This is a genomic window from Fibrobacter sp. (genome assembly GCA_024398965.1).
Lineage (GTDB): Bacteria > Fibrobacterota > Fibrobacteria > Fibrobacterales > Fibrobacteraceae > Fibrobacter.
In genome coordinates this window covers 62,525-85,326 of the sequence record JAKSIF010000005.1, presented here as the reverse complement: position 1 = coordinate 85,326, position 22,802 = coordinate 62,525, and the positions used below count along the sequence as shown (strand labels likewise).

Sequence of the window (22,802 nt, the reverse complement as noted above, 5' to 3'; positions counted from 1 at the left end):
AAAATGGTTGGCGATATTACCATCATCGAGGAGGCTGTCCGCCTGGTGGGTGAGGGCGTTTCGGTTACGTTCCCTGTGAGGGGCCGTAGCATGTTGCCTTTCATTATCGGCAGTCGCGAAAGTGTTGTACTCCAAAAGCCCGAAAAAGTCTGGGTGGGGCAGGTTGTGCTTGCCCTTGCCGATTCCGCCGATGGCGTGGGTTGGGCTGGCCGAAAAAATCATTACGTTGTTCATCGTGTAGTAGCAGTTGATGGCGATCGCGTGACCCTTATGGGCGATGGCAACCTTGCTGGCCGCGAGTACTGCGACATTGCCGGAATCAAGGCCGTGGCAACCCATGTGGTAGATGCCAAGGGCCGTCGTCACGATCTCTATTCGGGCCCTCGATGCGCTGCTGCCCGGCTATGGGGCCGCCTGCAGCCTGTCAGAAAATGGTTACTTTTGTTTTATAGAGTCTTAGAAAAGGTAAAGCTTGTATGAAAATCAAGAGCGGATTTGTATTGCGTGAAGTCTGTGGCGAACAGGTAATCATGGGCGAGGGCCTTGGGGCGCTGGACTTTGGGCGTTTGCTTTGCCTTAACGAAACGGCGGCGTGGCTTTGGAAGGCTGCCGAAGCCGCAGGCGAATTTACAGTGCAAAGTCTCGCCGCAGCGCTTTGCCAGGAATATAATGTGACTACGGAACAGGCCGAGGCCGACGTGGCGGGCATTGTTGCCGAATGGCAGAAGGTTAACGTTATCGAATGAAGTACGTAGCCTGGCTTTGGCGCAACACGGCAGGTGCGCGGGCAAGCATTGCCTTGCGCGTCCTGGTGGGCATAGCCCAGGTAGCCCTTGGGCTGTCCGTGGTGTGGCTAAGCAAGGAATTCATCGACGTTACCATACATACCGGATCCAGCGAAGATATCGTTAAGAATATTGCACTGCTTGTGCTTGCTGTTGTTGGCGGCGTAATCTTTAGACAGGCGGGCTTTTACCTTATTGTGTCGGCCTCTGTCCGCAAGACCAACGAGCTTCGCCTGGAAATCTACAGAAAACTTTTCAAGACAAACCTCTATGGCGACGAACGTCTTCATTCCGGCGACGTTACATCCAGGTTGTTCAAGGACATCGAGACTGTAAGCGATGTGGCTACCTCCGACATTCCCCAGATGATGGTAACCATGATCCAGCTGGTGGGTGCGTTCTTGATGATGCGCTGGTTCGACCCGCGCCTTGCCTGGTTGTTGCTGCTGCTTTCGCCGGCGGTAATGGTGTTGGGTAAGCTTATCGCCCACAGGCTCAAGAACATGACGCTCCAGATTCGTAAGGACGAAAGCCGCGTTCAGGTGCATGTGCAGGAGTCAGTGGAGCACAACGAGGTCCTTCGTTCCCTGGATAGTGAATCCTGGATGAGCGGCACCCTGAACAGCTTGCAGCGCGGGCTGCAGGGCAACGTTTTGCGTCGCGCCCGTTTTACGACCTTGACCCGATTCCTGCTGGGCTCCGTTTTTGGACTGGGCTACATTCTTGCCTTTATCTGGGGCGGTCTGGGCCTTAGGAGCGGGGCGATTACCTTCGGTGTTATGACCAGTTTCTTGCAGTTGGTTGGCCAGATTCAGCAGCCTATTTTCAGTATGCTGAACATGGCGCCCGACTTTATCCATGCAACCGCCAGCATCGACCGACTGGAGGAACTGGGCGCGCAGTCCCAATCCGCGCTTCACCCCGAGCAATCCCAACTCGCGCAGCCCGGGCTGGTCCGCTTTTCCGACGTTACCTTTAAGTATCCCCATTCCGATCGAAAAATCCTTGAGAATTTCTCCCACGAGTTTAAACCGGGCAGCAAGACTGCGATTATGGGGGAGACCGGCATTGGAAAGACTACTTTGTTCCGCTTGATTCTCGGCTTTGCCCAGCCTGAATCTGGCAACGTTGTTGCAGATAAATTAAATCTTGTGCTGGTTCCTCAGGGAAATTCCCTGATGAGCGGAACCATTCGCAGCAACTTGTTGATTGCAAAGCCCGAGGCAACCGATGCCGAGCTGGAACGTGCCATCCATACGGCCTGTGCAGACTTTGTGATGGATTTGCCCCAGGGCCTTGATACGGAACTGGGCGAGCGTGGCCTTGGCTTGAGCGAAGGTCAGGCCCAGAGAATCGCCATTGCCCGCGGCCTTTTGCGCGAGGGTTCCGTGATGCTCCTGGATGAAATCAGCTCCGCGCTGGACGAATCCACCGAGGCTGAACTTTACCGCCGCCTTTTTGCGGAGTTCCCCCACAAGACCTTTATCTTGATAACCCACCGTTCCGTGGTGGGTGAACAGTGTGACGAACGTCTCATTTTGGCGTGAAAAAGCCAAAGAATTGCCCTTTTGGGGCTTTTTTTTGTATGTAAAAAACTTACAATATTCTATCTTTTAATTGTAAATTTTAGAATACGATTTTTAGATGAAAGAAAACAATCAAAACACCGCTCCCGCCGCAGCTACAATCAACCTTGCCGCCTTGCAGGGTGTAAAGCCTGCCGATACAATCACCCTTATCGATGCAATTGCCATTCTGTGGAAGCGTCGTTTTCTTCTGCTGTTTTTTGCACTGATTGGTGCAGGCATTGGCGTTTTCATGGGCAACTGGATTCGCCCCCAGTACAGCAGCGATGCCTTGCTCAAGTTGGATGTTAAGGGTAACAAGGCCGGCCGCGCCATGGGCGAGATGGGTATGCTTCTCGAAATGGCTAGCCCTGCCGATGCCGAAATCCCGGTGATCAAGAGCCGAAAGGTGCTTAGCTACGTGGTAGATGCCGAAGCCCTTTGCTATAACGCAACTCCCATTGGTTTTATGGAACGTATTACCCACCGCGAAGGCCGTATGGACCTTGGTGGGCTGACTCTGCCCGTGGAAAACCGTGGTGGCTGGACTGCAACAATTACCGATGAAAATACCTACGACATGTTCAGCCCCGATGGTAAGAAAATCCTGAGTGGCGAGGTGGGCGTCGAGGCCTTTGCCGTTTACGAGGGTGATTCTGTAAGTATCCTGGTAAATAAGATTAAGGGCAAGCCCGGCCAGAAGTTCGCTCTTTCTTCTACATCTCCGTTGAAGGCTGCTCGAGCCTTGGCTAGGTCTCTTAAGGTTGCCGAACAGGGCAAGCAGACCGGTGTTATTGGCATCAACTTCTCTCACCGCTATCCGGACCGTGCTTCCTCTATCTTGAATACCGTGGCTAATGTGTATTTGCGTCAGAACATCGAAATGCGCAGTGCCGAAGCAGAAAAGACACTGGGATTCCTCGAAGCTCAGCTCCCCGGTATTAAGGCAAAGCTTGATTCCGCCGAAAAGAAATTGGCTGATTACCGCCACAGCGTTGGTTCCGTGGACATGTCCGGCGAAACTAGGGCTCATCTCGAAAAGGAACAGAACCTGAATATGCAGTTGCTGGCCTTGGAACAGCGCCGCCAGGAAGCCACCCGACTTTTCAAGAATGAACATCCTTCTGTTCAGACCATCGTAAAGCAGCAGAACAAGGTTCGCGGTGAATTGGCCAAGTTGAAGTCTTCTGCCGCAAAGATGCCTTTGACCCAGCAGGAAATTTTGAGCCTGCAGGAAGAAGTGGCTGTGAACAATGCACTTTACACCTCCATGCTGAACAACATCCAGCAGCTGCAGGTGGTTCGTGCCGGTGAAGTGGGTACCGTGCGTGTGGTTGACTACGCTGTTGAAGACCCTGTACAGACCAAGCCCAAGAAGGCTAACATTTTGATTTGCTCCGTTGCTGCCTCCTTGATGGTGGGTGTGCTGCTGGTGTTCCTGATCCGCATGCTCAAGAACGGTGTGCGCAATCCCCTTGAAGTGGAACGCGAAACCTGCGTTAGCGTTTACGCCAAGATTCCTGAATCCGGAAACAAGGCTCTTAAGCGCCGCCGCCGTATGCGAGAACTCCCTCTGGTGGTTCATTCACCCGAAGATGCCGCCAGTGAAGCCCTGCGCAGCTTGTTCACCGCAGTGGAATTCTCCCTGAACTCCGAAAAGCCTGTTATCATGGTGGCGGGCCTTGTGGCTGGGGTAGGTAAGTCCTTTATCTCCAAGAACCTTGCTGCCCTCTTTGCAAATTCCGGCAAGAAGGTGCTCTTGATCGATGCCGACATGCGTCGTGGCGTGGTTCACAGCAAGAACTCTCACGGCTTGGCCGAGACCCTTGCTGGCATGTACACTCTTGACGAGGCTATTGCCGAATCCGAAATGCAGGGGCTTTACGTAATCGGTGCAGGCCATGCCAAACAGGCTCCTACCGACTTGCTCCATGGCGATACCTTTGGCAATCTTCTTGAAGAAGCCAAGTCCAAGTTCGACGTTGTTGTGGTGGATACTCCGCCCATTAGCCTTGTTGCCGATACAGAACTGATTCTGCCCTTGGTGGACTTTGCTCTGTATGTGCTCCACTATGGCCGCCATTCCATGGACCAGGTGAAGGAAGCCCTGAACAAGATCGACCGTTTGAGCGAAGCTCCCAAGGCCTTTGTAATGAACCACTGCGAACGCGAAGGTTCTTACCGCGAATACGGTTACTATGGCCAGTACGGCTACTACAAGCGCCGTCGATAATTCTGTAGTTGTTTGTTGTAGGGAATGTTTGGTATGAACAAACTGAAGGAATTGTTTAGCAGTTTTAGGATGCGCAAAAGGGTGTTGGCCTTGACCGATGCCTTTATCGTGGGTGTATCCGGTTTGATCTCGAACTTTCCGCTGCCGTTGTTTGCTGACCGCATTGGCCGTGGCGACTTGCTGATTGTCTTTTTGGTTAGCATATTCTGCTGCTTCAGTACCTTGCTGTTCTTTGGCGCCTACAACAAGCTGTGGCGTTACTTTGGCAAAAAGGATTACCTGATTTGTGCTTACGGTACAGTAGCGGGTATTGCCGTTGCTGCGTTCCTTATCTTTATTATTCGTGGAGACCTGTTCTGGGAATTTGCTATCCTGCACGCTATCATAGCCTCTGCGGGCATTTGCCTTTTCCGCGTGCTGTTCAAGGACACTTTTGTGACCTTGGTAGAAACGGGTCACAAGGAAGCCGAGGTCAAGCGTACCTTGATTGTTGGCGCTGGCTCCGCATGCGATATTTTGCTTCGCGAAATCCGCAACAGCCGTACTAGGGATGGCCACAACGAGGATTCCTTGGCCAGCAAGATTTACCCGGTTTGCATTGTGGATGACGATCGCCAGAAGCTGGGAACCTTTATGCACGATGTGGTGGTGGCCGGTGGTACCAGCCGCATTCCCGAAATCGCCAAGCACGAACGTATCGAGCAGATTGTGTTTGCCATTCCCAGCTGCCCCCCGGCAGACCGCCGTGCCATTCTCGACATTTGTGGCAAGACCGGCTTGCCGGTTAAGGTGTTGCCCTTTGTGGGCAGCCTTCTTGACGCATCGGGTATTGGCGATGGCTCTACTAATTTCGTTAACCAGATTAGAGATATTAAAGTCGAGGATCTGCTTGGACGAGAGGCTATCAAGTTCAATAATGCAGATATCCGTAATTTTATCCAGGGCAAGGTTTGCATGGTATCGGGTGGTGGTGGCAGTATTGGTAGTGAACTTGTGCGCCAGATTGCAAAGTACAATCCGAAGCAGGTCATTATTGTAGACATTTACGAGAATAATGCCTATGAAATTCAGCAGGAATTGGTGATGGAGTATGGCTCTAGGCTGGATTTGGTTACAGTGATTGCCAGTGTTCGTGACTACTTCCGAATGAATGAAATTTTCAAGAAGCATACTCCGGATGTTGTTTTCCATGCTGCTGCTCATAAGCACGTACCCTTGATGGAAAACAACCCTATGGAGGCTATTAAGAACAACGTAATTGGCACGTTTAACATGGCAACTCTTGCCTTGCAGCATAATGTGGGCAAGTTTGTAATGATTAGTACCGATAAAGCGGTGAACCCCACTAACGTGATGGGGGCAAGTAAGCGTTGCTGTGAAATGATTGTTCAGTATCTTGCCCAGCAGGAGGGGAGCTCTACTGAATTTGTGACGACACGCTTTGGAAATGTTCTTGGCAGTAATGGCTCTGTGATTCCTTTGTTCAAACGTCAGATTGAGCAGGGAAAGCCTGTTACTGTGACTCATCCGGATATCATCCGTTATTTTATGACTATTCCTGAGGCTGTGAGCTTGGTTCTGGAGGCCGCAAGTCTTGCCAAGGGCGGTGAAATTTTTGTTCTTGATATGGGACAGCCTGTAAAGATTGTCACCCTGGCAGAAAACTTGATTCGTATGTACGGTAAGGTTCCTTACAAGGATGTAGAAATCAAGTTTACGGGTCTTCGTCCTGGTGAAAAAATCAAGGAAGAACTTCTGATGAACGAGGAAGGCTTGGAGAAAACAAAAAATAAGCTAATTTTCATTGGAAAGCAGATTGAAATTCACTCTGATTTTATAAATCAGCTTTGGGAATTGAAAAATGCGGCTAATGAAAATAAGGATGAGGTTGCCATTGCCGCTTTACGTAAAATTGTGCCGACATTTACGACTCCAGAGGCTTTCAACAAAAAAGTTATTGGATAATAGGTTTTTCTGCCTATAAGAGAGAAGCTCATAAAGATGGGCTTCTTTTTTTTTATTTAGATTTAGAAGCGATTAATATAAGGATTTTTATTATGCAGATTCTTTTGTGCGGTGGTGCGGGCTACATTGGTAGCCATACGATCATTGAGCTGGACAAGGCCGGCCATTCCGTTGTGGTGGTGGACAACTTGGTGAACTCCAGCCAGGAATCTCTCCGCCGTGTTTCCGAGATTATCGGCAAGCCGGTTCCTTTTGTAAAGGCCGACGTGCGCGACGCCGAGGCCATGGACAAGGTGTTTAAGCAATACAAGATCGACGCCTGCATTCACTTTGCTGGTCTCAAGGCTGTGGGCGAGTCTGTTGCAAAGCCCCTGGAATACTACGAGAACAACATGAACGCCACCTTCGTGCTGGTGGATACCATGCGCAAGAACGGCTGCAAGAACATTATTTTCTCTTCTTCTGCAACGGTGTACGGCAATCCGGCTGTGATTCCCATTACCGAGGCTTGCCCCAAGGGCGAGTGCACCAATCCTTACGGCAAGACCAAGTCTATGCTTGAAGAGGTGTTGAGCGATGTGCAGAAGGCCGACCCGGAATGGAACGTGGTGCTGCTGCGCTACTTTAACCCCATCGGTGCTCACCAGAGCGGCCGCATTGGCGAAAATCCCAACGGCATTCCCAACAACCTGATGCCCTACATTACCCAGACTGCGGTGGGCATGCGCAAGGAGCTGGGCGTGTTCGGCAACGACTACGATACTCCCGATGGAACGGGCGTTCGCGACTATATTCATGTGTGCGACTTGGCTGCCGGCCACGTGTGCGCGCTGCAGGCTATCGAGCGTAAGTGCGGCCTTGCCGTGTACAACCTGGGTACGGGCCACGGTTATAGCGTGCTCGACGTTGTGCATGCCTTCGAGAAGGTGAACGGCGTAAAGGTGCCCTACAGCATTAAGCCCCGCCGCCCGGGTGACATTGCTACCTGCTATTGCGACCCTGCCAAGGCCAAGGCCGAGCTGGGCTGGGAAGCCAAGTACGGTATCGAGGAGATGTGCCGCGATTCCTGGAACTGGCAGAAGAACAACCCCAAGGGTTACGAGGGATAGGTTTTATGAAGTTTGCAAAGAGTCTTGCTGTGCTGGTTTTTGGCGCCGTGTTGGGCGGCCAGGCCATGGCCCAGGATGTGAACCATTTCGAGTACTTTGACTGCTGGCTTGAGAAGGCTGCAAGCATTGTGCCTGCGGAACGTGCCCGCATTGGGGCCAAGATCGACAGCGATGCTGTTTGTGGATGTTTCAAGGTTCGCGAGAAGGGCGGCTTTGGCTGGCGCGGTAACGACGAGCCCAAGCAGATTACCCGCGTGTACGAACTGCCCAAGCCCCGCCTGATTTCTTGCGCCGACGGTTCCTGCGATAACGGAAACGCCCTGCAGCAGTGCATGGACAATGTGCGGCAGACCAGCTTTGCCTTGTCTGACTTTGTAGACGGCCACCCTATGGCCGGCGTTGTACCTCTTGGCTTTGACGAAGGCTGGGAGATGACTCCCTTTGGCGAATACTTTAACAAGCGTGCGGATCGCGCCCGCGATATCACTTGCTTCTTGAACGTGCACGGCCGCCCGGATGCGGATCCGGCGGGGGAACGTAATAGTTCTGGCGTGTTCAGCGTTTCGGGCCTGCCGAAGAAGCTGATTCCCGAGGCCATGGGCCGCTTTACGGACTATAGCGACGTGCGCTGCCTCGACGGTGGCGAGCTGACGGGCTTTGCTTTTAACGGCTACAAGGAGAACGTGCGACATGTGGACGCACAGGGCTTGCTGAGCGGCGAGGAAATCGGCTACATGAACGACCCCACGTACCCGACCCGCCAAGACAAGAAGTGGGGCCAGGTGCTGTGGACATCTAACTATAAGAACGGTATGCGCGAAGGTGTTTCGACTTTCTACAAGTCCAGTGTTTATGATGGAGTTAATAATTCCACGTACTACTTTAAGCATCTCGAAGTGCCTTACAAGCAGGGTTATGTGGATGGTAACGTCAAGATGTTCAGCGACAAGGGCTTCTTGATGGCCGAGTTCTCTGTAAAGCGCGGCGGTCTCCACGGCCGTACCGTGATTCACAACCCGTTCAAGAAGAAGAATGTGAACCTGACTTTTGCTGCCGGCAAGCTTGAAGGCTTTGTGGACTTCGGCGAGTTCGGTGGCGTGTTCCACGAGGGCCTGCCTAACGGCGTGGTGACCTTCTGGTCTGTTCAGGATACCTGCTACGACTGGATGCCCGGCGCAACTCTCTGCTATACGGAACGAGTCAAGAAGCGCCAGTGGGGCGCCTACAAGATGGGCGTATTCCAGGGTAAGATGGAATGCTATAACGGCAGCAAGGGCGGCCTTGATATGAACTGCCCCGACCCGGTGCTGGATTCCATTGCCCGCGACCCCCACGAGATTGCGCGTGTTGCCCGCGAAAAGTCCGAGAAGGCTAAGGCCGAAGTCAAGAAGGCTCAGGAAATTCTTGCTGTTGCCCAGCAAGATCTGAAGCGCGCCGAGGAGACCGCCGCCAAGGCCGAGGAAGAGGCTGTTGCCGCCGAGAAGGCTGCTGTTGCAGCAGATTCTGCCAAGGCTGCCGGAGATGGTGCAGCTGTTGGCAATGCCGCCGCTGCAGGCAATAGCGCCACTGCAGATAATGCCGCCTCCGCAGACAATACCGCCGCCCCTAAGGCTGGCTCGGAAAAATCAGCCAAGGCTAAAGGTAAGGCCAAAGCCGACAAGAAAAGCAAAAAGAAAAAGTAGGCTCGGTCGGTTAGCCGCTTAATAGGCTGGTTGGTCGCTCAGAATAAACGCGAAATTGGCTCAAGTTAGGACTAAAACCTCGCAACGACGGGTTTAGTCCTATTTTTTGTACCCACCGGGTAATTTTGGGCTGTTGTATTCGCTGTGTGTAGGACTAAAAGTTGTGCCCACGCAGATTAGTCCTAGATTTTTAAGAAATTTACAGCAATTTTTGTTACTTTGTCTGAAAAATCTAGGACTAAAAACCACCACCCCGAAGATTAGTCCTAATTTTCCCCAGAAAACACCCCAAAAACGCGTTACTTTGTATAAAAAAGTAGGACTAAAAGGCGTACATCATCCTTTTAGTCCTAAAATTGGCATAACGGCCGCATCAAACGGGCTCGTCAAAAAGATTTAATCATGAATGCTGTTCTTAAGGCTTTCGATTAAGCGGGCGAAGCTGGGGTCGGTTTCCATTTCCTTCTTCACGCTCTTGATGGCGTGAACTACGGTAGAGTGGTCCTTACCGCCGAAGCGGGAGCCGATGCTCTGGAGGCTGATGGGGGAGCATTCGCGCATCAGGAACATGGCGACCTGGCGTGCCTTGGAAATTTCCTTGGTACCGCGTCCGGATTCGATAAGCTTTGCTTCGGGCACTTCGTAGTGCTTGGAGACGGTATGGAGCACTGCGTCGAGGCTTACGCGGCGGCGGAGCGTCGGGGCGATTTCGGCCACAACCTTCTGTGCAATGCTCATGTCGATATCGTGGTTCAGCAAGCTGGACTGAAGCGTGAGCTTGATGATGGCGCTTTCCAGGCAACGGACGTTACTTGCGATGCTTTCGGCAAGATAATGCAGAACTTCGTCACTGATTTCAAGGTGACGTTCTTCGGCCTTCTTGTGGAGAATAGCTTCGCGGGTTTCTACGTCGGGCGGCTGGATGTCTACCGTAAGGCCCCATGCGAAACGGCTCACCAAGCGGTCGGAAAGGTTCTTGACTTCGGCGGCGGGTGCGTCGGAGGTAAGCACGATCTGCTTGCCGGCCTGGTGCAGTGCGTTGAAAATCAGGAAGAATTCGTTCTGGGTTTCGTACTTGCCGGTCCAGTTCTGGATATCGTCGATCAGCAGGATGTCTACTTCGTTACGGTAGAAGTCGGACATTTCGGTGATGCGCTGTTCACGCAGGCACTTCATGTACTGCTGGGAAAAGTCTTCGGAAGTCAGGTAGCACACGCGCTTGGCGGGGTCTTCTTCCAGGATGTAGTTACCGATGGCCTGCAGCAGGTGGGTCTTGCCCAAGCCGCTGGAACCGTAGATGAACAGCGGGTTGTACTGGGTGCCGTCGGGATTGCGGGCTACAGCGAGGGCTGCGTTGAATGCCAGCTGGGCCTTGTCGCCGGGCACGAAGTTCTCGAAGCGGAAACTGCCGGACAGGGGAACGCTGGGCTTGATAAAGTCCTTGAAGGTGTTCTGGGAATTCACCATGGGCTGCGGGATAGATTCCTGCTGCTGGAACTCGAACTCGATGGGGGATTCGTCGTGGGTGGCTTCTTTCCAGCCGAGGCGAATCAGTTCCTTATAGGCGGAGTAGACAGCGGTGTCTAGGCCGGCGGGAATGGTAACGATGGCGTGACCTGTTGTAAGGTTTGTCAACTTGGTCTGAGCGAAATAGGTCTTGTAAACCGTGTCGGAGAGCATTCCGCGGAGGTAGTTCAAACATCTTTCCCATTCAACTTGCATCTTGATTCCTTTGCCGTCTAAAATCTATCAACAATTAGGTTATCAAATGTAACAAATTTACGAGAGACTGTTGATAAGTTTTGCCCAAAAGGTGCAAAAGATTGTGTAAAATAAAAGTTTACATTGTTCGTAACTATTTGATATTCAACGGGTTGCAAAAGCGAGTTTGTTGAAAATTGGTGTTTTTGGTCTAAAAAGGGCAATTTGCCCCGCTTTGGGGATTGTTGATAAGATGGTGCGCCTGGATTTTCCTAAATTTGGTATGTTATGGATATTCTGCCTACTATGGACTATTGGTTTTGGACGCCCGTGCTTTTTTGGGTGGGCCTTTTTTTCTGGTTTTATAGGGTTTCTTACCCCACTTATCTCAAGAAACAGATGAGAAAGGGTAAAAAATGGGCTTTCGTTCCCAAGTTTGGGGGCCAAATCGTCTTTTTTGACGTGTTTTTTACCCTGGTCATGGCAATTTTCTCTGCAGTTCCCGCCATTTGGGTGGTTTATCGCTGGACCACGGAGGAATGGTACCTGGGTTTGGCGGTTTGCCCCGTGTTTTTGATTGTGGGCGTGGTCATGTGCAAGGTGGCCAACAAGAAAATCGGAGATTTGTTCCAGTCCGCTTATTTCTTGGAGTACCGTAAGGTCCGTTACAAGACCGAAATCAAGGGTAATTTCAGAAATGAGATGGATGTGCATAACCAGACTATCTGGAGCTTTACCAAGAAGCTGAAAAATGCCGAGGCCCACGGCCGTTTGTGGAAGTATGTGAATGCCATGGCCAGGACCAAGAAGATCCCTCGCGACGTTTATGCGGAGACCATGTATGGCTAATATTTTGGATCAGGTTGGGATGGGCGAGTCTGTGCTGACTGGAAAGAAGGCATGGAATTACGCCGAAGAGATTTTGCTGCAGGTTTCCCGCACGTTCGCCCTGAACATCAATGTTCTCAAGGGCAAGTTGCACAAGAGCATTCTGCTTGCCTACCTGTATCTGCGCATTGCGGATACGGTGGAAGACGATCCGGACATGACTGCGTCGGAGAAGGAAGTTCTGCTGGACAAGTTTGCGAAGATTTTTAGGACGGCGGAACTGCGCGAGGAGGACGTTAGCGCTTTCGAGGAAGCGCTGCCTGCTGGATGGCGGGCCCGCGGGACTGAGCCCTACTTTGACTTGTGCTTGCATACTCATGCGGTGGTCCCGCTGTTGAAGGAACTGCCGGAGGTGTATGCGGCTCCTGTTCGTGATGTGACGATCGAGATGTGCGGCGGCATGGCGAAGTTTGCCAAGCGCCAGGAGGCCGCCCTCAGTTCCGGATGGTTTACGCTTGAAAGCGTGGCGGAGCTGGATGAATACTGCTACTATGTGGCGGGTATCGTCGGGAAGCTCCTGACGCACTTGTTTGCTGCAGACACCTGCCTTATTGGGGATGCCCGCAAGGCCCAGATGCAGAAGCTGGACGTAAGCTTCGGTCTGGCACTTCAGGTGGCCAACATCGTGAAGGACTGCCGCGAAGACTCCGAACGTAGGGTCTGCTTCGTCCCCGAGGAAATCTGCCGCAGGTACGGATTCGAACATAGCTACGATATGTTTGATGGCGGACGCCTGGCTGCAGCTGACGCCGCGGGCGAACGCGCTGATTTCGAAAAGCGTCGCGCCGCCGTGATGAATGAACTGGTTCAGAAGACGTGGAAACATCTAGAAGACGCCATCGCCTACACCAAGTTGATTCCCAACGTCAAGATGCGCACCCGACTGTTCTGCCTGTGGCCGCTGTTCATGGCCGCGGAGAACATGAAGCTTATTGGCGACGGTTCGTCGATCTTCGCCAGCGACAAGAAGGTGAAAATTACCCGCGACACGGTGAAGGAAATTGTGAAGTCCACCATGAAGCATTTCTACAGCGACAAGTGGATCGATAAGAAGTTTGGTGAGGTTCGTTCCTAATGAAATTTTATAACAAATTGCCATTCCATATCGCCATCATTATTTTCAGCATTGTGTCTGACCAGCTCACAAAGCTGTGGGCCTTGGCTCGTTTTACCAACGAAACGGGCGCGCCCAATCACGAGGTCATCAATGTGATTGGAGAACTGGCCCGCTTTCAGCTGGTGTTCAACAAGGGTGCCGCCTTCAGCAGTCGCCCTCAGGACCTGATGCCCTTCTTGCCGCCTTGGCTCTTTTTCCTGCTTTTGTCCATCGTTGCCTCTGTTGTGCTTGTTTGGTTCTACAGGAGTATTGATAAGCGCGACTACTTGAGCCGTATGGGCGTTGTCATGATTATGGGCGGTGCCGTAGGCAACTTCATCGACCGCATGCGCCTGCAGATGGTTGTAGACTTTATCGACTGCGATTTCCCTGACTTTATTATGACTCGTTTCCCCACCTTCAATGTGGCGGATTCCTTTGTGACTGTAGGCGTTGCCCTGGTGATACTTTCTCCTGTGATCTTGAAGAAACTGCATAAGCAGATCAAGGAAGAGGAAAAGGCTGAGAAGGAAGCGAAAGCTGAGGTAGGTAAGGCTGAATAGCTGCTGCCCAAACGTTGTTAAAAGGATGTTTGACGATCTGATGCACGTTTGATGTTCGTTTAAAATTCGTCTGCAGTCGTTTGATAAACATTTTAGGACTAATAATCGAAGTGTCGGTTATTAGTCCTATTTTTTTTACTTGTGCTACGGATGCGCTAGGACTAATGTTTGCGGTGTTTGTAATTAGTCCTACGTTTTGCGCTTTTTTTCGCTGGGGCTTAGGACTAGAGCGCGGGGGCGTGAGATTTAGTCCTATGAAAAAGCTCCTTTGAGGGGCGATTTATGCGAAATGCTAGTACTAAAAGGTGTTGTGGGAAAAATTAGTCCTATGGCAGCGTCGTAAACCGCAATTTTACTAGGACTAATTGAACATTCTCCCCAAAATAGTCCTAAAAACAAAGGCGAATCGCTCAAATGGGGTTGCCTAGCCAATTCCATGTAAACAACTGATTGCAAAATGATGCAATTTGTGCGAAATCCTAGTTCGAAATGTTGGAATTTGAGATATTGCCTGCGATTGGTTTATCTTGTTGTTTACTTAGAAGGAGATTATCTATGGCTGAACGTTTACTGTCTGCGGAATTTTGCAATAGCCTGAAGTCTCAGGTTTCAATGCTGAACGAATTGTATCAAGAAAAGCTTGCGGCTGTGAAAAATGCGCCCAAAGGTCGATTGCGAATAATGCAACAGGGACCAAATAAGCTTCCTCGCTATTATTTAGTGAAGGGGAAGTATTCCAACGGAACGTATCTTGATGGCAAACATTTCACCGATGCTTGCAGGCTGGCACAAAAAGCGTATGATGAAAAGCTGTTAGCAGAAATTGCGAAAGTAAGAGGCTCATTGAATGCGCTGTTGGCCAAGATGGAAAAGACTGATCTTGATGGCGTTTATGAAAATCTCCTGGAAGGGCGTAGAGATGTAGTCAATCCGTTTAGGCTTGGCCTTTCGGATTTTGCGGAACGATGGCAAAATGTTGAATACGAGAGGAAACCGTTTGAGGAAGATGGCGCAAAGATTCAAACGTCCATGGGATTCTTCGTTCGGTCCAAGTCGGAAATGATGATTGCCGATACGTTGTCTTATATGAAAATTCCCTTTCGTTACGAACAACCGCTGAAAATTCGCGGGATGGGAACCGTGCATCCTGATTTTACATGCTTGAACAAACGAACCGGGAAGGAATATATATGGGAACATCTTGGTATGATGGGGCAGGAGGAATATGCCTGCAAGGCTATCGAAAGACTTCGTCATTACCAAAACGCCGGGTACTATTTTGGTGATAATTTGATTTGTTCAATGGAAACCAAATCGTTGCCGCTTAATTCGTCCATGGTGAAAAAGATTGCCGAACATTACTTGGTTTGATTTTTCTATTTTTTACATGTATGAATTATCTTGTAGACGAAAAGAAGAATGGTGAACGTATCGACAAGTTTTTGACGAGCGTTCTTGAAAATGTGTCCCGCACCGACGTGCAGAAGATGATCGCTGCCGGCGAGGTGAAGGTGGGTGGGGTGGCCACTCCCAAGAACTTCCGTGTAGAAACGGGCATGGTGGTGGTCTGTGGCGAAATTCCCGAAAAGGAAGCAAGCACCCTGGAACCTCAGGAAATTCCTCTGGATATCGTTTACGAAGATGACGACATTGTGGTGATCAATAAGCCCCGCAACCTGGTGGTTCATCCGGGTAATGGCGTGAAGGATGGAACCTTGGCCAACGGCTTGCTGTACCACTTCAAGGAAAATCTTTCTACGGTGAATGGTGCGCTGCGCCCAGGTATTGTTCATCGCTTGGACAAGGATACTCCGGGTCTTATGGTGGTGGCAAAGAACGATAACGCACACCGTCACTTGGCTCACCAGCTGGAAACCCGCACTTTGCATCGTACTTATAATGCATTGGTGTGGGGCCATGTTCGTGACTTGGAAGGTACTATCGATGCTCCCATCGGTCGCAATCCCAAGAATCGCTTGAAGATGGCTGTGGTCAGCGGCGGTAAGGAAAGCCGTACGCACTATACTGCCAAGAAGTTCTTCAACTTCGCTACTTTGCTGGAACTACAGTTGGAGTCTGGCCGTACCCATCAGATTCGCGTGCATAGCCGCTACATGGGTCATCCTGTTGTTGGTGACCCGCTGTACGATGGACGTGAAGGTTGCATTAATCGCGTGTCTCCCTTGATGCGTGAATACGCCGAGAAGGTTTTGGAAATCGCGCCCGCCCAGCTGTTGCAGGCTGTGAAGATTGAACTGATTCATCCGACCACGGGAAAGAAGATGAAGTTCAAGGTTCCTCTGGAAAAGCCTTTCGACAAGGTCCTGAAGCTGTTGAAGAAGGAATGTCCCGAAGACGCTCCCAAGTTTGATGTTGAAGACGATACTGCGTTCCGTGAACTGGACCCGGAAATGCGTTTTGAAGATGATGGCGATGATTACTTCGATGAATACGCAAGCGATGAAATCCTGGCCATCACTCCGGAAGAGGCTGCTCCCTACAAGGAACGTAAGACTCGTGCTCAGCGCCTGGCAGAACGTAAGGAACGTGCTGCCGCCCGCAAGGCCAAGGCTGCAGAACGTAAGCTCATCAAGCAGATGAAGGCCGCCCGCCGCAAGGGCATTGCTGCTGAAGACTTCGTTGAACCCGGTTACGAACCCACAATTGACCCGAACCTTTTATAAATGAACAATTAACAATGAATAAAGCAACGACGTTATTAATTGTTCATTGTTAACTGTCAATCATCAATTATTATGTCTTCTTATTTCTTTATCGGTGTTGCTGGTGTTGGCATGAGTGCCATCGGTCAGTACTTGGTGGGCCGCGGTGTTGAAGTTCGCGGTTCTGATCGTCAGTTTGGTGAATATCTTGCAGGCAACTGCGAGAAGCCCCGGGTTATGGAACAGCTGGAAGAGTGCGGTATCAAGTGCTTCGCCCAAGACGGCTCTGGTGTAACTGCGGATCTTTCCGCCGTTGTGGTCAGTACCGCCATCGAAGATACCAATCCGGATCTGAAGCGTGCCAAGGAACTTGGTGTGAAGGTGATGCACCGCAGCGAAATGCTGGCCAAGATTTCCAAGGAAGCAAAGACCATTGCGGTTAGCGGCACCAGCGGCAAGTCTACTGTGACTGCCATGATTTACCACATTTTGCAGTACGCCGGATTGCAGCCCTCTGTAATGACCGGCGCAGGCCTTGTGAACCTCCAGAAGGAAGGCAAGATCGGTAATGCTGTCAGCGGCAAGGGCGAATGGCTTGTGGTTGAAGCTGACGAAAGCGATGGAACGTTGGTCCGTTACGAACCCGAAGTTGGCCTCATCCTGAATGTGGACAAAGATCACAAGGAAATGAGCGAACTGCAGGAAATCTTCGGCAAGTTCCGCGACAACATTTTGAATAACGGCAAGACTTTGATTGTGAATGACGCTCACCCGCTGGCAAAGCCTTTCAGCCAGGATCGTCACAACGACTTCGGCACCGAAAGCTATGTGGGCGTCCAGGGCATTGACTTCCGCACGGATGGCCCGGCAATTGTTTTCCGCTGCCGTCACAACAATGAACTGGTGAAGTTTACCGTGCCTATGCCGGGCCGCCACAATATGGAAAATGCCCTGGCTGCAACCGCTGCCGCGTTGCAGGCCGGCGTAAGTCTTAGGACTTGCGCGGACGCCCTCAGCTCCTTCCCGGGCGTGTTCCGCCGCCATCAGATTCTTGGCACCTTCAACGGCGTGACTCTGGTGGATGACTTCGCCCATAATCCTGCAAAGATTTCTGCCAGCATCAAGAGCGCCCAGGGCTTTACCTCTGGCCGCGTACTTGCCTGGTTCCAGCCCCACGGCTTTGGCCCCACACGTTTCCTGCGCAACGACCTGGTGGAATTTATCAACAAGGCTCTGCGCAACCCTGGTGCAGAAATTGGCGCTGGTTCCAACGACCGTATGTACTTCAGCGAAATCTACTACGCTGGCGGTACCGTGACCCGCGATATTTCCGCTGGCGACTTAGTTAACGATTTGATTAACAAGCACTCCGACGCCATCTACATCGCGAACCGCAATGAATGCGCCGCCGCCATGGTGGCCGACGCCAAGCCCGGCGATACCATCTTGCTCATGGGCGCCCGCGACCCGTCTCTGGAAAAGTTCGCCCAGAGCGTGCAGAAAATGCTGGAAAGCAAGTAGGGCGCTCATGCCGTGAGCCGTAGGCGACTCGTATCGACAATCCGTCGCAGGCGAGAGTGAGGCTCATCTGTAAACAGAATAAAGCGAATATCAAAAAACGCCCCGAAATTTCGGGACGTTTTTTTACTTAAAACAGAACGAACGCTGGTTAGAAAAGCGGTTTTTCGTTTACTTACTTTCGTGCTTGCTCATGCAGTGCAGGCTACCGCCTTCCTCAATGACGGTGCGGCAGTCGATGCCGATAACCTTCAACTTGGGGAATACGCTTTCGAAATACTTCTGTGCGACAGCGTCCTTCGGGCTCTTGTACTTGGGGAAGATGAGGGCGCCGTTCACGTGGATGTAGTTCATGTAGCTGGCCGGAAGAATCTGGCCGTCTTCAAGAACGCGCTGGGGCGGCATGGGGAGGGTGTCCACCTTGGCCTTCTTGCCGTAGTGAGCCTTCATGAATTCTTCAATCAGGTGCTTTGCCTCGGCGAGTATGGGTGTGTTGGGACTCTTCTTGCTTTCTTCCCAGCACATGACCACGCGATCCTTGGTGACAAAGCGGGCCACGTTGTCGATGTGTCCGTCGGTGTGGTCGCCGTGGAGACCGTGGGGGAGGATCAATAGGGACTTGAGGCCGAATGCGTTGCAAAGTGCCTTGATGACTTTGGTCAGGTCCTTTTCTGCATTGCGGTTCTTGCCGATGAGACAGTCCAGAGTGGTGATGCCCAGACCGTCGCCGTTGACTTCGATGGCGCCGCCTTCAAAGATGTAGGGAACACTCTTGTCCATCTTGTAGCCAAAGGCTTCCGCGATGGTTTCGGGAATCTTGTCGTCGTGATTCCAGGGAGGGAACTTGGCGCCCCAGGCGTTGAACTGGGTCTGGGAAATAACGGTCTTGTCGCCCTTCTTCATGAAGAACGGACCATAGTCACGGATCCAGATGTCGTTGGTCTTGAGGAAGATGACGCTTACCGGGAAGGGGCGGTCGGCCAAGGCCAACTTTTCGTCAAAGGTCAAGAAATTCTTGGAAGGGATCAGCACGTTCACCGGCTGGAATTCGCTGATGGTCTGGATCAGGTTGATGTAGAACTTGCGAATCTTTTCACCGCGTTCGCCGTACCAGTTCTTCTTGTTGTGGGGGAAGGCGAGCCAAGTTGCCGCCTGTTCTTCCCATTCTGCAGGATAACGCAATGTGTTGTTCTTTGCGGTTGCCATAAATACTCTTTAAATGAAAGATGAAATGTGAAAAATTAAGAATGAAATAATCGAAGCGAGGAGTCCTCTATAATGAAGCGCGAAGCGCCATTAATATCATTTTTCATCCTTCATTTTTCATTGTTAATTTCCTAGTCGCACCAGATTTTCAAGATATCACCGTACAAATCCACGCGGCGGTCACGGAAATGGGGCCACCAGCGGCGATTGAATTCGGTTTCGCCCAGATCGATTTCCACAATGGATGCGCCCAGGAAGTCCGTGTCGCATTTCTTGATGAGGTAGCCATCGGGGGCTGCCACAAAGCTTGTTCCCCAGAAGGTCAGTTCCCCTTCGGTACCGATGCGGTTTGCTGAAAGCACGAAGGTGCGGTTTGCGATGGCGTGGCCACGCATGACGGTAGTCCAGCTGTCCTGCTGGCGGGGGTAAAGTTCTGCGGGTTCGGATTTCATCCAGCCGATAGCGGTGGGGTAGATCAGCAGGTCTGCGCCCTTCAGGCTCATGATGCGGGCTGCTTCGGGGAACCACTGGTCCCAGCAAATCAGAACGCCAATCTTACCGGCAGAAGTCTTGATGGGCTCAAAGCCGGTGTCGCCGGGAATAAAATAGTACTTCTCGTAGAAGGCGGGGTCGTCGGGAATGTGGCTCTTGCGGTAGAGACCTGCGATGCTTCCGTCACGTTCAAACACGAAGGCGGAGTTGTGATAGATTCCGCGGGCGCGCTTCTCGAAGAAGGGGAAAACCACTACTGCGCCTAATTCGCGGGCAATGTCCTGCCATTCCTTCACGATTACGTCGTCTTTTTCGATTGCCATATCGAAGAAGTCTGCGTTTTCTTCAAAGGGGAAATAAGGTGTGTGGAACATTTCCGGGAGAACGAGGATGTCGATTCCCTGGCCTTTCAGCTTGAGGGCTTCGGCCTTGTACCATTCATTGTTGGACTTGGTGTCGCCAGTCCACTTGCCTTGCAAAGTTGCGGTCTTGATTTTCTTCATGCAAATAAATTTAGAAAATTTGTCTATATTATCCGTCCGGAATTTTCTAGAAGGAGAAAATATGAAACAAAAATTCGCTACTATGCGTTGCGTAGCAGTCGCTTTGTCGGTGCTTGCCTTGCTTGCCTCTGTTGCCGGTGCTGCAGAACGTTACAAAGACAGAATGTTCGAAGTGGAAGTGACCAAGGATTGGCCCATTGCTCAAGACGTTCCGCATCTCAGTGAAACCCATTTTATTACCGAAGCCCTGGAAAAGGTTTCCGATGTGAAGGGTGATGGCACGGTCGCTTATTTCTACAGCAGCGAAAGCAAAACCAAGAACAAGTCTATCCTTGTGGATGTGTACATGCCCAAGAAGGATACGGTGACTGATCGCCCCATGGTTATCGTTTCCCATGGTGGAGCATTTGTTGCCGGCCATAAGGACGACAAGTCCCAGAAGACTGTTGGCTATTGCGATTCCCTGGCTGCTCGCGGTTACGTGGTCATGTCTCTGGAATATCGCCTTGGCGTGACCTTGGAAGGCAAGGAATGCCCCATCCTGGATAAGACCTGTCAGCTTTCTATTGATAGCGCTAACTTTGCCCGCTCTGTGTATCGTGGCGTTCAGGATATCCGCGCCGCCGTTCGCTTTGCTCGCAAGAATGTAGAATCCCTGGGAATCAATCCCGGTCGTATCTACCTGATTGGTAACAGCGCTGGTGCAATCCTCAGCCTTGAAAACATCTATGCTTCCTCCGAGAAGGATTTCCCGTCCTACATTGAGAAGGAACCTTTGCTAGGCGCTCTTGATGAATACGGCGAACCCGGTACTGATTCCCGCGCCAATGGCGCCGCATCCCTGTGGGGTGCTGTTCACAACTTGGATATGATTGGCGACAACGAGACTCCGGTGCTTTTGATTCATGGCACTGACGACGGTACGGTTTACTTCAAGACGGGTCGCCCCCTGAGCAACGTGGCTGGTGTATTGACAAACCTGATGCCCAGTACTGCAGCATCCATTGCAGCAATCGGTCTTGATTTGCACGCTCCCACTCTTTATGGTAGCTACGTCATTGATTCTCTCTTGACTGCAAAGAAGATTGAACACGAAACCTACTTTGTGGAAGGCGTCAAGCATGAATTCTACGATGACGATCCCAAGTACGCAAAGGAAGTCCAAAAGCGTGTATTTGATTTTCTTTATAACCTGACCCAGGGCCCTGCCGGCGTCGTGAAGAATCCGGCTGTGATGTTGACTCGTGCTGCTGCCGTACACATGGGCGAAAACAACCTGAGCTTTAGCGTGAGCCGCGGTTCTAACCTGAAGTACGTGGTGGTTGACCTGCGTGGCCGTGCCGTTATGAACGGCGTTGCTTCTGCTGGCAATACTGTGGAACTGAATGTCTTGAACAACGGCGTATACGTCCTGAAGGTTCAGGGCGAACGCGCCATCAAGTTCGGCATTAGAAAATAAGATTAGCGGAGGGTGTCCCTGACGAATCCGTTTTCAGGGGCGCCTTCAAATACTTCGAATGCACTGGAGCCGATAACGGCTCCATTTTTGTATGCGGTTTCCACGCGGTAGATTCCGGGTGGAACGTTCTTCTTCTTGGAGAAGCTTCGGAAACCAGACTCGCGGCCGCCATTAATGGTCATGCGGCTAGAGGATATCTTGTCTGTCAGTTTGTACTTTCCGGTGGAGGGTTCCTGGTAGTACCAGCGGTATTCCAGCTCCGCTTTCAGCTTTGCCGGGGCGTAGACGGAGGAGAGGAAGTAGACTTCGTTTCCGTCCATCCGGTGGACCGTGGGAGACTTTAGCCCCACCTTTTGTAGAAAGCTGGGTGCGTCGATATCGCAGGTGTATGTTTCCTTGTCGAAGTTCTGGCAAGCCATCTGCTGCTTAAGAACAAGAGGCACCGGCGGGACCCAGTTCATCAGGTAGGCAACAATCAATAACACGCTGATGACGGCCGGCGCAATCAGAACCTTCTTGGTTCGTCGGGAGATTTTCCATATCAGGGCGCAAACCCCGAAGGACAGCATGGTACTCAGGAAGAACCATCCAAATCCGATGCTGTGAACCAGGTGGGGAATGGTGAAGTTAAGTACCATGGTTCCAAGGAGGCAGAACATGGTGAGGTTCAGGCCGAAGCTTTCGTAATGCTTCTTGAGGAATTCGTTACCCACCAGAAGCATTGCTAACAAAATAACAAGAATGAGCGATGCTAGGGAACCGCTACTTTTGAAGTAGCAGACTACAAGTGCGCTGGAAATACCGCCGAAGAAGAACTGCAATGCCCAGGTAAAACGATCCTTCCAGACGGGGGACCATTCGCGATCTAAAAAGTGGTGCTCTACAACGATGGCGTTCTCGGGAATGGCTGTTTTTTCGAGTCCAACTTTTTCTGCCAGCTTGTCTGCGGCGCTTGCGACGGATGAGGCTGCGGAGGTGGCTGCATTTGCGACTGTTGATGCCGCGGTGGAGGCTGCGTTGCCGATCTTTGTGGTGGGTTGCCTTGGTGGTTGTTTAGCTTCTTGTTTCGGTGCCTGCTTTTGAGGCCTTGCGGCGGCTGCGGCCATGATGCGTTCCGCTGTCCAGCCTTCGGGATGTTCAAGCCTTGCAGACAGAAGTACAACAAGAATCAGGGCGCCGGTGTAGTACGCCAGGAGAAATACCAGGTCGCTATCGTCGATGGACATGCCCAGGGTAATTGAGTCCCACCCGAAACCGCCAAGAAAGGCTATGGCGGGGAAGAACTTTTCAATTTTTTTTACAAGGGGCTTTTCACGAAGTTTATCAACGAATTCCATATCCCATAAGATACAAAATTTGATGTGTCGCCCTACT

At 51.4% G+C, this 22,802-nt stretch carries 18 protein-coding genes; 14 read left to right on the top strand and 4 right to left on the bottom strand.

Annotated elements, in window-relative coordinates; all coding sequences use genetic code 11:
- Positions 1-3: 3 nt before the first annotated feature.
- The 7 genes from MJZ26_03680 to MJZ26_03650 all read left to right on the top strand — a co-directional run bounded on the left by MJZ26_03680 (position 4) and on the right by MJZ26_03650 (position 9,339).
- Entirely contained in the window at positions 4-480 is a 477-nt protein-coding gene (locus MJZ26_03680; GenBank protein MCQ2104874.1) for a hypothetical protein, read from the top strand.
- Positions 477-746: a PqqD family protein gene (locus MJZ26_03675; protein ID MCQ2104873.1), complete on the top strand. Its 270-nt coding sequence runs from the start codon at positions 477-479 to the stop codon at positions 744-746. The genes MJZ26_03680 and MJZ26_03675 overlap by 4 nt, the downstream gene beginning before the upstream one ends.
- Positions 743-2,332, top strand: coding sequence for an ABC transporter ATP-binding protein/permease (locus MJZ26_03670; protein ID MCQ2104872.1), 1,590 nt, complete (start codon positions 743-745; stop codon positions 2,330-2,332). Before MJZ26_03675 ends, MJZ26_03670 begins: the two co-directional genes overlap by 4 nt.
- A gap of 97 nt (positions 2,333-2,429) precedes the next feature.
- Positions 2,430-4,583, top strand: coding sequence for a polysaccharide biosynthesis tyrosine autokinase (locus MJZ26_03665; protein ID MCQ2104871.1), 2,154 nt, complete (start codon positions 2,430-2,432; stop codon positions 4,581-4,583).
- Between the two features lie 33 nt (positions 4,584-4,616).
- A complete protein-coding gene (locus MJZ26_03660; GenBank protein MCQ2104870.1) occupies positions 4,617-6,548 on the top strand; it encodes a polysaccharide biosynthesis protein in 1,932 nt (643 codons plus the stop codon).
- 92 nt (positions 6,549-6,640) lie between these two features.
- Positions 6,641-7,657: a UDP-glucose 4-epimerase GalE gene (galE, locus tag MJZ26_03655; protein MCQ2104869.1), complete on the top strand. Its 1,017-nt coding sequence runs from the start codon at positions 6,641-6,643 to the stop codon at positions 7,655-7,657.
- A 5-nt stretch (positions 7,658-7,662) separates the two neighbouring features.
- On the top strand, positions 7,663-9,339 hold the full coding sequence (locus MJZ26_03650) for a hypothetical protein (protein ID MCQ2104868.1): 1,677 nt from the start codon (positions 7,663-7,665) through the stop codon (positions 9,337-9,339).
- Positions 9,340-9,735: 396 nt separating this feature from the next.
- Here MJZ26_03650 and dnaA read toward each other — a convergent pair whose 3' ends face one another.
- Positions 9,736-11,061, bottom strand: coding sequence for a chromosomal replication initiator protein DnaA (dnaA, locus tag MJZ26_03645; protein MCQ2104867.1), 1,326 nt, complete (start codon positions 11,059-11,061; stop codon positions 9,736-9,738).
- Between the two features lie 459 nt (positions 11,062-11,520).
- Between dnaA and MJZ26_03640 the strand changes: the two genes are divergently transcribed.
- The 6 genes from MJZ26_03640 to MJZ26_03615 all read left to right on the top strand — a co-directional run bounded on the left by MJZ26_03640 (position 11,521) and on the right by MJZ26_03615 (position 17,771).
- Positions 11,521-11,889, top strand: coding sequence for a hypothetical protein (locus tag MJZ26_03640; GenBank protein ID MCQ2104866.1), 369 nt, complete (start codon positions 11,521-11,523; stop codon positions 11,887-11,889).
- Positions 11,882-13,003: a squalene/phytoene synthase family protein gene (locus MJZ26_03635; protein MCQ2104865.1), complete on the top strand. Its 1,122-nt coding sequence runs from the start codon at positions 11,882-11,884 to the stop codon at positions 13,001-13,003. The genes MJZ26_03640 and MJZ26_03635 overlap by 8 nt, the downstream gene beginning before the upstream one ends.
- On the top strand, positions 13,003-13,587 hold the full coding sequence (gene lspA / locus MJZ26_03630) for a signal peptidase II (protein ID MCQ2104864.1): 585 nt from the start codon (positions 13,003-13,005) through the stop codon (positions 13,585-13,587). The genes MJZ26_03635 and lspA overlap by 1 nt, the downstream gene beginning before the upstream one ends.
- A 555-nt stretch (positions 13,588-14,142) precedes the next feature.
- A complete protein-coding gene (locus MJZ26_03625; protein ID MCQ2104863.1) occupies positions 14,143-14,958 on the top strand; it encodes a hypothetical protein in 816 nt (271 codons plus the stop codon).
- 20 nt (positions 14,959-14,978) lie between these two features.
- Positions 14,979-16,271, top strand: coding sequence for an RluA family pseudouridine synthase (locus MJZ26_03620; GenBank protein ID MCQ2104862.1), 1,293 nt, complete (start codon positions 14,979-14,981; stop codon positions 16,269-16,271).
- Between the two features lie 72 nt (positions 16,272-16,343).
- Positions 16,344-17,771 carry a Mur ligase domain-containing protein gene (locus MJZ26_03615; protein MCQ2104861.1) on the top strand — a complete coding sequence of 476 codons (1,428 nt, stop codon included), beginning with the start codon at positions 16,344-16,346 and terminating at the stop codon, positions 17,769-17,771.
- Between the two features lie 168 nt (positions 17,772-17,939).
- On the opposite strand, the gene MJZ26_03610 is transcribed toward MJZ26_03615, so the two are convergent.
- Both MJZ26_03610 and MJZ26_03605 read right to left on the bottom strand, forming a co-directional pair.
- Positions 17,940-18,974, bottom strand: a complete 1,035-nt coding sequence (locus MJZ26_03610) for an agmatine deiminase family protein (protein MCQ2104860.1) — start codon at positions 18,972-18,974, stop codon at positions 17,940-17,942.
- 131 nt (positions 18,975-19,105) lie between these two features.
- Positions 19,106-19,969 (bottom strand): carbon-nitrogen hydrolase, encoded by an 864-nt coding sequence (locus MJZ26_03605; GenBank protein ID MCQ2104859.1) that lies wholly within the window; start codon positions 19,967-19,969, stop codon positions 19,106-19,108.
- A 61-nt stretch (positions 19,970-20,030) separates the two neighbouring features.
- On the opposite strand from MJZ26_03605, the gene MJZ26_03600 reads away from it, so the two are divergent.
- Positions 20,031-21,428: a carboxylesterase family protein gene (locus MJZ26_03600; protein MCQ2104858.1), complete on the top strand. Its 1,398-nt coding sequence runs from the start codon at positions 20,031-20,033 to the stop codon at positions 21,426-21,428.
- A 2-nt stretch (positions 21,429-21,430) separates the two neighbouring features.
- On the opposite strand, the gene MJZ26_03595 is transcribed toward MJZ26_03600, so the two are convergent.
- Entirely contained in the window at positions 21,431-22,765 is a 1,335-nt protein-coding gene (locus tag MJZ26_03595; GenBank protein ID MCQ2104857.1) for a DUF2914 domain-containing protein, read from the bottom strand.
- Between the last annotated feature and the right edge of the window lie 37 nt (positions 22,766-22,802).

Bases quoted from the DNA above. Each gene is read 5' to 3' on its own strand.
- MJZ26_03670 (MCQ2104872.1), top strand. From the start codon at position 743: ATGAAGTACGTAGCCTGGCTTTGGCGCAACACGGCAGGTGCGCGGGCA.
- MJZ26_03680 (MCQ2104874.1), top strand. From the start codon at position 4: ATGGTTGGCGATATTACCATCATCGAGGAGGCTGTCCGCCTGGTGGGT.
- MJZ26_03605 (MCQ2104859.1), bottom strand. From the start codon at position 19,969: ATGAAGAAAATCAAGACCGCAACTTTGCAAGGCAAGTGGACTGGCGAC.
- MJZ26_03595 (MCQ2104857.1), bottom strand. From the start codon at position 22,765: ATGGAATTCGTTGATAAACTTCGTGAAAAGCCCCTTGTAAAAAAAATT.
- MJZ26_03610 (MCQ2104860.1), bottom strand. From the start codon at position 18,974: ATGGCAACCGCAAAGAACAACACATTGCGTTATCCTGCAGAATGGGAA.
- MJZ26_03650 (MCQ2104868.1), top strand. From the start codon at position 7,663: ATGAAGTTTGCAAAGAGTCTTGCTGTGCTGGTTTTTGGCGCCGTGTTG.
- MJZ26_03600 (MCQ2104858.1), top strand. From the start codon at position 20,031: ATGAAACAAAAATTCGCTACTATGCGTTGCGTAGCAGTCGCTTTGTCG.
- MJZ26_03660 (MCQ2104870.1), top strand. From the start codon at position 4,617: ATGAACAAACTGAAGGAATTGTTTAGCAGTTTTAGGATGCGCAAAAGG.
- MJZ26_03665 (MCQ2104871.1), top strand. From the start codon at position 2,430: ATGAAAGAAAACAATCAAAACACCGCTCCCGCCGCAGCTACAATCAAC.
- MJZ26_03615 (MCQ2104861.1), top strand. From the start codon at position 16,344: ATGTCTTCTTATTTCTTTATCGGTGTTGCTGGTGTTGGCATGAGTGCC.
- MJZ26_03640 (MCQ2104866.1), top strand. From the start codon at position 11,521: ATGGCAATTTTCTCTGCAGTTCCCGCCATTTGGGTGGTTTATCGCTGG.
- MJZ26_03675 (MCQ2104873.1), top strand. From the start codon at position 477: ATGAAAATCAAGAGCGGATTTGTATTGCGTGAAGTCTGTGGCGAACAG.
- galE (MCQ2104869.1), top strand. From the start codon at position 6,641: ATGCAGATTCTTTTGTGCGGTGGTGCGGGCTACATTGGTAGCCATACG.
- lspA (MCQ2104864.1), top strand. From the start codon at position 13,003: ATGAAATTTTATAACAAATTGCCATTCCATATCGCCATCATTATTTTC.
- MJZ26_03635 (MCQ2104865.1), top strand. From the start codon at position 11,882: ATGGCTAATATTTTGGATCAGGTTGGGATGGGCGAGTCTGTGCTGACT.
- MJZ26_03620 (MCQ2104862.1), top strand. From the start codon at position 14,979: ATGAATTATCTTGTAGACGAAAAGAAGAATGGTGAACGTATCGACAAG.
- dnaA (MCQ2104867.1), bottom strand. From the start codon at position 11,061: ATGCAAGTTGAATGGGAAAGATGTTTGAACTACCTCCGCGGAATGCTC.
- MJZ26_03625 (MCQ2104863.1), top strand. From the start codon at position 14,143: ATGGCTGAACGTTTACTGTCTGCGGAATTTTGCAATAGCCTGAAGTCT.